This window comes from Dietzia sp. Alg238-R159 (assembly GCF_900537145.1).
Classification (GTDB): Bacteria; Actinomycetota; Actinomycetes; order Mycobacteriales; family Mycobacteriaceae; genus Dietzia; species Dietzia kunjamensis.
In genome coordinates this window covers 238,080-244,450 of sequence record NZ_UNRI01000005.1, presented here as the reverse complement: position 1 = coordinate 244,450, position 6,371 = coordinate 238,080, and the positions used below count along the sequence as shown (strand labels likewise).

Here is a 6,371-nt window from a genome sequence, read left to right as displayed (position 1 = left end):
TGAAGTACGTGTCCGAGATGTGGAAGTCGATCGGCGCCGAGGCCATCATCACGCCGGTCAGACCGCCGAAGAGGAAGGTGATGATGAAGCCGAGGGCGAACAGCATCGGCGTCTCGAAGGTCATCTTGCCGCGCCACATCGTGCCGATCCAGTTGAAGAACTTCACGCCGGTCGGGACCGCGATGAGGAACGTCATGAAGGAGAAGAACGGCAGCAGCACCGCGCCGGTGACGTACATGTGGTGCGCCCACACGGCCATCGACAGTGCGGCGATCGCGAGGGTCGCGAAGACCAGGCCGGCGTAGCCGAACAGCGGCTTGCGAGAGAAGACCGGGAAGACCTCGGAGACGATGCCGAAGAACGGCAGCGCGAGGACGTACACCTCGGGGTGACCGAAGAACCAGAACAGGTGCTGCCACAGGATGGCGCCACCGTTGCCCGGATCGTAGATGCGCCCGCCGAACTGCCGGTCGTAGAAGACGCCGAGTGCGGCCGCGGTGAGCAGCGGGAAGATCAGGAGGATGAGGACCGACGCCACGAGGATGTTCCACGTGAAGATCGGCATCCGGAACATGGTCATACCCGGTGCGCGCAGGCAGATGATGGTGGTGACGAAGTTGACGGCACCGAGGATCGTGCCGATGCCGCCGATGCCGACGCCGAGGATCCAGAGGTCCGCGCCGACGTTCGGCGAGTGGATCTTGTCCGCCAGCGGCATGTACATGGTCCAGCCGAAGGACGCCGCGCCACCGGGGGTCAGGAAGCCGGAGAGCATGATCGTGCCGCCCGCCGCGAACAGCCAGAAGCCGAACGCGTTGAGCCGGGGAAACGCCACGTCGGGGGCGCCGATCTGCAGCGGAATGATGTAGTTCGCGAACCCGACGACGATCGGGGTTCCGTAGAGCAGCAGCATCACCGTGCCGTGCATGGTGAACAGCTGGTTGTACTGCTCATTCGACAGGAACTGCATACCCGGGAAGAAGAGCTCCGCCCGGATGAGCAGCGCCATGAGGCCGCCGACGAAGAAGAAGATGAAGCAGGTGACGATGTACATGATGCCGAGCAATTTGTGGTCGGTCGTCGTCAGCATCTTCCACACGAACGAGCCCGGCCGGGCATCACCCGTGGGTTCACCCGGCGGGTGGTCGAGTTCGTGGACCGGCTTGGGGGCCACTGCGGTCATAAGGGTCCTCCTGAACGCCTCACCCGACGTCGTGGGTCGAACCACCGACCCCACGTCGAACGCATAGGAATAGTGCGTGACCGCAATCCTAACCCCCTCCTGAGAGAGACGCCCACCCACCCCGTCGAACTCGTCACCGGTGGTCACCCCCGCTTATCGCGCCGTGGTCCGACACGCCGGGACAGGCACTCGTCGCCGACCCGCGACCTCCGCATGAGCGACCCCTCCCGGCCGATCTCCTAGGCTGTTGTCCCATGACCGATTCCGTGACCGCCCCCCGCCGATACAGCGCGCGGGGGTATGCGCGGCGCGCCGCCGGGGCGGCGATCCCCCTGGCGGCAGGACTGACGCTCGTGGCGTGTGGCCCCTCCCCCGTCGACATGGTCGAGCACCCGATGACGACGACCCCGTCGCGGTTGGCCGGCGAGGAGTTGCAGCGCTCGGCGGAGCCGGAGGAGTCGTGCGCCCCGTCACCGGTCCCCGCGGAGTTCGCCGGGTCGGGTGGCCGCATGGTCCCCACGGAGGGGCCGGGTCCGGACCGGGTGGAGGTGCCGCGGTCGCCGGAGAGGATCCTGGCGCTCGGCACGGGCGCGGTGGACACCGCCTGTGCACTCGGGTTGCAGGACCTCGTCGTCGGCACATCCGGCCTACCCGACGGGGCGGGCGTCTACCTGCCCGACTCACTGGTCGGGCTCCCGACGGTCGGTCCCCTCGTCGGCGCGGACGCCGACGAGGTCGCGCGGGCCGCGCGGGAGCTTCGACCCGACCTCATCGTGCTGGCCGGGTCGGACCGGCTGGACCGGGCCGTCGTCGCCGCCGTGACGGAGGTCGCCCCCACCGTGGTCTACGACGCCGACGTCGTCGACTGGACGGACGCCACCGAGGCGATCGCCGACGCCTACGGTCGGCCCCGCGCCGGCGGCGATCTCCTGCTGGAGGTGATCGAGCGGGCGCAGCGCACCGCCGACGCGACCACCCCGTCGGACACCCGGGTCTCCCTGGTGTCGGTCACCGGAGGGGCGGGTGACGGCGTGGAGGTGCAGCGGCCGGACACGCTGGGCTCCCTGATGCTCGAGGCCGTGGGTGCCGAGCGGCCCCCGGCGCAACGCACGCGCGACGGCGAGCGCATCCCGCCCCTACCCCAGTCCCCGGCCCTGGGTGACGAGCTGGACGGGGATGTGATCTTCGCGGTGGTCGGAGGCGAGGCCGGCTCCGAGGACGCGGCGCGGGAGGTCTTCGCCTCGGACAGGTGGACGGACCTCGACGCCGTGGGGTCGCAGCGCATGTTCGTGGTGGACCGTGCCGTGTGGGAGGGCGCGGGCCCGGTGGCGGCGCGAGCGGTCCTCGACGACATCCGGGGATCGATCAACGGGGTCGCACCGGACGGGTAGCCAGCAGTCCCTCCACGACCGTGGATCGACGACGCCCCTGCGACCGTGTTCGGTCGCAGGGGCGTCGTGGGTCAGAACCGGTACGTCAGAAGTCCCAGTCCTCGTCCTCGGTGGCCTCGGCCTTGCCCATGACGTACGAGCTGCCGGAGCCGGAGAAGAAGTCGTGGTTCTCGTCGGCGTTGGGGCTCAGGGCCGACAGGATCGCCGGGTCGACGTCGGTCTCGTCCTTCGGGAACATGCCCTCGTAGCCCATGTTCATCAGCGCCTTGTTGGCGTTGTACCGCAGGAACTTCTTGACGTCCTCGGTCCACCCCACCGGATCGTAGAGATCCTCCGTGTAGTCCGCCTCGTTGTCGTACAGCTCGAACAGCAGCTCGAAAGTGTAGTCCTTGAGCTCGTCCCGCTCTGCCTGGGTGACGTGCTCGAGGGCGCGCTGGTACTTGTACCCGATGTAGTAGCCGTGCACCGCCTCGTCGCGAATGATGAGCCGGATGACGTCGGCGGTGTTGGTGAGCTTGGCCCGCGAGGACCACCGCATGGGCAGGTAGAAGCCCGAGTAGAACATGAACGACTCGAGCATCACCGAGGCGATCTTGCGCTTGAGCGGATCGTCCCCCGCGTAGTAGCCGAGCACGATCTTGGCCTTCTTCTGGAGGAAGGGGTTCTCCTCCGCCCAGCGGAACGCGTCGTCCACCTGCGGCGTCGAGCACAGCGTGGAGAAGATCGTCGAGTAGCTCTTGGCGTGCACCGACTCCATGAACGCGATGTTGGTGAGCACCGCCTCCTCGTGCGGGGTCGACGCATCGGGGATCATGCTGACCGCGCCGACCGTGCCCTGCAGGGTGTCCAGCAGGGTCAGGCCGGTGAAGACGCGGGTGGTGAGCTGCTGCTCGTACTCGGTCAGGGTCTGCCACGACGGGATGTCGTTGGAGACCGGCACCTTCTCCGGCAGCCAGAAGTTGGTGGTGAGCCGGCCCCAGACCTGATCGTCGACCTCGTCGGGGACGCGGTTCCAGTTGATGGCCGACACCCGGTCGACCAGCTTGGGCTGGATGCCGGCGGCGGGACTGTGGGATCCCGGAGCGTGCAGCTCGGCGGTCATCGGATCTCCTCCTGGTGGCGTGTGGGGTTCGGGACGCGGGCCTGTGGCCGGGCGGTCAGAGCATGCACGAGACGCAGCCCTCGACCTCGGTGCCCTCGAGCGCGAGCTGACGCACGCGGATGTAGTACAGGGTCTTGATGCCCTTGCGCCACGCGTAGATCTGGGCTCGGTTGACCTCACGGGTGGTGGCCGTGTCCTTGAAGAACAGGGTCAACGACAAGCCCTGGTCGACGTGCTGGGTGGCCGCCGCGTACGTGTCGATGATCTTCTCGTAGCCGATCTCGTACGCGTCCTGGTAGTAGTCCAGGTTGTCGTTGGTCAGGTAGGGCGCCGGGTAGTAGACGCGCCCGATCTTGCCTTCCTTGCGGATCTCGATCTTCGACGCCACGGGGTGGATCGACGAGGTCGAGTTGTTGATGTAGCTGATCGACCCCGTCGGCGGCACGGCCTGCAGGTTCTGGTTGTAGATGCCGTACTTCTGCACGTCGGCCTTCAGCGCGCGCCAGTCCTCCTGCGTGGGGATGGTCACCTCGGCCTCGGAGAACAGCGTGCGGACCCGGTCGGTGGCCGGCTCCCACACCTGGTCGGTGTACTTGTCGAAGAACTCACCCGAGGCGTACTTCGACTCCGGGAACCCGGCGAACCAGGTCCCCCGCTCCCGCGCGATCGCGTTGGACGACCGGAGCGCGTGGTAGAGCACGGTGTAGAAGTAGATGTTGGTGAAGTCGACGCCCTCCTCGGATCCGTAGTGGATCCGCTCACGCGCGAGGTAGCCGTGGAGGTTCATCTGCCCCAGGCCGATCGCGTGCGACTCCGAGTTGCCCCGCTCGATCGAGGGCACCGAGTCGATGTGGGTCTGGTCGGAGACAGCGGTCAGTCCCCGGATCGCCGTCTCGATGGTCTGACCGAAGTCCGGCGAGTCCATGGCCTTGGCGATGTTGAGCGAACCGAGGTTGCAGGAGATGTCCTTGCCCACCTCGGAGTAGCTCAGGTCCTCGTTGAACTCCGATGCCGTGGAGACCTGGAGGATCTCCGAGCACAGGTTGGAGTGCGTGATCTTGCCGGCGATCGGGTTGGCCCGGTTCACGGTGTCCTCGTACATGATGTACGGGTAGCCGGACTCGAACTGCAGCTCGGCGACGGTCTGGAAGAAGTGCCGGGCGTTGATCTTGGTCTTCTTGATCCGGCTGTCCTCGACCATCTCGTGGTAGTGCTCCGAGATGTCCACGTCCGCGAACGGCTTGCCGTAGATCCGCTCGACGTCGTACGGCGAGAACAGGTACATGTCGTCGTTGCGCTTGGCGAGCTCGAAGGTGATGTCCGGGATCACCACGCCCAGGGAGAGCGTCTTGATACGGATCTTTTCGTCCGCGTTCTCACGCTTGGTGTCGAGGAACTTGAAGATGTCCGGGTGATGCGCGTGCAGGTACACGGCGCCGGCACCCTGGCGGGCCCCGAGCTGGTTGGCGTAGGAGAACGAGTCCTCCAGCAGCTTCATCACGGGGATGACGCCCGAGGACTGGTTCTCGATGTGCTTGATGGGCGCGCCGTGCTCACGGAGGTTGGACAGCAGCAGTGCCACGCCGCCGCCGCGCTTGGACAACTGCAGCGCGGAGTTGATGCTGCGGCCGATGGACTCCATGTTGTCCTCGATGCGCAGCAGGAAGCACGAGACGGGCTCCCCGCGCTGCTTCTTGCCGGAGTTGAGGAACGTGGGCGTGGCCGGCTGGAATCGACCGTCGATGATCTCGTCCACCAGCTGGCGGGCCAGCACCTGGTCGCCGGCGGCGAGGGTGAGCGCCACCATGCACACGCGGTCCTCGTAGCGCTCCAGGTAGCGCTTCCCGTCGAAGGTCTTGAGCGTGTACGAGGTGTAGTACTTGAACGCGCCGAGGAAGGTCGGGAAGCGGAACTTCTTGGCGTATGCGTGGTCGAACAGTTCGCGGACGAAGTTGCGCGCGTACTGGTCCAGCACCTCGCGCTCGTAGTAGTCCTTCTCGACCAGGTAGTCGAGCTTCTCGTCCAGGTTGTGGAAGAAGACCGTGTTCTGGTTGACGTGCTGCAGGAAGTACTCCCGCGCCGCCCGGCGGTCCGCGTCGAACTGGATCTTCCCGTCCGCGTCGTAGAGGTTGAGCATCGCGTTGAGGGCGTGGTAGTCGAGACGCTGACCGTCGCCCGCCTCTCCCGCGGTGATGCTCTCGGGGTTCACGGTTGGTGCTGCCAAAACTCTTCCAATCCCTCTCGGACGCGGATGACGTCCTCGTGTGTGCCCATCAACTCGAAGCGGTAGAGGTACGGGACCCCCACTTTCTTGGCGATCACGTCGCCGGAGCGACCGAAATCCCGTCCGAAGTTGGTGTTGCCGCCGGCGATGACTCCCCGGCAGAGACTTCTGTTGTGCGCGTTGTTGAGGAACGCGACCACCTGCCGCGGGACCGCGGCTCCGTTCTTGCCTGTGATCTCGAGGCTTCCCCCGTAGGTCGGAACGATCAGAACATACGGGTCCGACACCGTCGGGACGGGCTCGGTCCTCCGCACCGGGATACGCAGTGCGGGGAGACCGAGCCGGTCGACGAATCGTTTGGTGTTCTCGGAGATGTTGGAGAAGTAGACGATCCTCACCGGCTTCTCGGCCGGTATCGGAGCCGCCATCGCCGCCCCCTTGTCGAAGGAATCCTGGTGTTACCGCGCCGTC

The 6,371-nt window shown here is 66.2% G+C and carries 5 protein-coding genes; 1 reads left to right on the top strand and 4 read right to left on the bottom strand.

All coding sequences use genetic code 11. The features are described from left to right. Positions 1–1,183, bottom strand: a 1,183-nt coding sequence (locus G6R20_RS13515) for a cbb3-type cytochrome c oxidase subunit I (protein ID WP_163376669.1), incomplete at its 3' end; no start/stop codon positions are given. A 254-nt stretch (positions 1,184–1,437) separates the two neighbouring features. On the opposite strand from G6R20_RS13515, the gene G6R20_RS13510 reads away from it, so the two are divergent. Beyond that, positions 1,438–2,574, top strand: a complete 1,137-nt coding sequence (locus G6R20_RS13510; protein ID WP_240341460.1) for an ABC transporter substrate-binding protein — start codon at positions 1,438–1,440, stop codon at positions 2,572–2,574. Positions 2,575–2,659: 85 nt separating this feature from the next. Here G6R20_RS13510 and nrdF read toward each other — a convergent pair whose 3' ends face one another. The 3 genes from nrdF to nrdI form a co-directional block, all read right to left on the bottom strand. Continuing rightward, on the bottom strand, positions 2,660–3,676 hold the full coding sequence (nrdF, locus tag G6R20_RS13505) for a class 1b ribonucleoside-diphosphate reductase subunit beta (protein WP_067712425.1): 1,017 nt from the start codon (positions 3,674–3,676) through the stop codon (positions 2,660–2,662). A 55-nt stretch (positions 3,677–3,731) separates the two neighbouring features. After that, complete coding sequence (gene nrdE / locus G6R20_RS13500) at positions 3,732–5,813, bottom strand: class 1b ribonucleoside-diphosphate reductase subunit alpha (protein ID WP_067712491.1); 2,082 nt, start codon at positions 5,811–5,813, stop codon at positions 3,732–3,734. Between the two features lie 68 nt (positions 5,814–5,881). Continuing rightward, positions 5,882–6,328, bottom strand: a complete 447-nt coding sequence (gene nrdI / locus G6R20_RS13495) for a class Ib ribonucleoside-diphosphate reductase assembly flavoprotein NrdI (RefSeq protein WP_096905852.1) — start codon at positions 6,326–6,328, stop codon at positions 5,882–5,884. Positions 6,329–6,371: the final 43 nt, after the last annotated feature.